The sequence below is a fragment of the Vibrio sp. 10N.261.55.F4 genome (assembly GCF_041470465.1).
GTDB lineage: Bacteria > Pseudomonadota > Gammaproteobacteria > Enterobacterales > Vibrionaceae > Vibrio > Vibrio crassostreae_C.
The window spans coordinates 1-1,055 of the sequence record NZ_JBFRMM010000061.1 but is presented as its reverse complement, the minus strand read 5'-3'; the positions used below and the strand labels follow the sequence as shown (position 1 = coordinate 1,055).

Sequence of the window (1,055 nt, the reverse complement as noted above, 5' to 3'; positions counted from 1 at the left end):
AAGATTTTAGCTACAACACCAGCACCAACTGTACGGCCACCTTCGCGGATTGCGAAACGTAGACCTTCGTCCATTGCGATTGGAGCGATTAGCTCAACAGTCATTTGAACGTTGTCACCTGGCATTACCATTTCTACGCCTTCTGGTAGAGTGATGTCGCCTGTTACGTCAGTTGTACGGAAGTAGAACTGTGGACGGTAACCTTTGAAGAAAGGAGTGTGACGGCCGCCTTCGTCTTTAGAAAGTACGTATACTTCAGACTCAAACTTAGTGTGTGGGTTGATAGAACCTTTCGCAGAAAGTACTTGACCACGTTCAACGTCATCACGCTTAGTACCACGTAGAAGTGCACCAACGTTCTCGCCTGCACGACCTTCGTCAAGCAGTTTACGGAACATTTCAACACCAGTACAAGTAGTAAGAGTAGTCTCTTTGATACCAACGATTTCTACTTCGTCACCTACACGTAGGATACCGCGCTCGATACGACCAGTTACAACAGTACCACGACCTTGAATTGAGAATACATCTTCAATTGGTAGTAGGAACGGTTGGTCAACTGCACGCTCTGGCTCAGGAATGTAAGAATCTAGTGCTTCTGCAAGCTCAACGATCTTGTCTTCCCACTGCTTCTCGCCGTTTAGTGCGCCAAGTGCAGAACCTTGGATAACTGGTAGGTCATCACCTGGGAAGTCGTATTCAGAAAGAAGTTCACGAACTTCCATCTCAACTAGCTCAAGTAGCTCTTCGTCATCTACCATGTCACATTTGTTCATGAATACGATGATGTAAGGGATACCAACTTGACGACCAAGTAGGATGTGCTCACGAGTTTGAGGCATAGGGCCGTCAGTCGCAGCAACAACTAGGATACCGCCGTCCATTTGTGCAGCACCAGTGATCATGTTTTTAACATAATCCGCGTGTCCTGGACAGTCTACGTGTGCGTAGTGACGTGCTGGAGTGTCGTACTCAACGTGAGAAGTTGCGATTGTGATACCGCGCTCACGCTCTTCTGGAGCGTTATCGATAGATGCGAAATCTTTAGCAACACC

At 47.4% G+C, this 1,055-nt stretch carries 1 protein-coding gene; it reads right to left on the bottom strand.

The features are described from left to right. Positions 1–1,055, bottom strand: a 1,055-nt coding sequence (gene tuf / locus AB4249_RS21745; RefSeq protein WP_137001546.1) for an elongation factor Tu, incomplete at both ends; no start/stop codon positions are given.